General features: G+C 63.5%; 1 protein-coding gene. It reads left to right on the forward strand.

The window, feature by feature from the left end; all coding sequences use genetic code 11:
- Positions 1-188, forward strand: a 188-nt coding sequence (locus KJQ96_RS39500; RefSeq protein ID WP_213291273.1) for a hypothetical protein, incomplete at its 5' end; no start/stop codon positions are given.
- Positions 189-241: the final 53 nt, after the last annotated feature.

Below are 241 nucleotides of genomic sequence, written 5' to 3' on the forward strand. Positions count from 1 at the left end.
TTCTCGTCCTGGGGCTCCGAGAGTGGAAGGTCCGCAAAGCTCTCGAAGCTTACGGGCGCGGCGAGGGGTCTCTCGCCTACGCAGCCCAGAAAGCTGGGGTCTCCCTTCGCGAGATGATCCCTCTGGCCTATGCCCATGGTCTGACGCCCAAAGTCGAGACGACGGAATCCAACGACTTCGGCCTGTGACCATCGTCTCGGATGCAGGACCTCTCATGGCGCTCGCCAAGGTCGGCGGGCTC

The sequence above is a fragment of the Bradyrhizobium sp. sGM-13 genome (assembly GCF_018398875.1).
Lineage (GTDB): Bacteria > Pseudomonadota > Alphaproteobacteria > Rhizobiales > Xanthobacteraceae > Bradyrhizobium.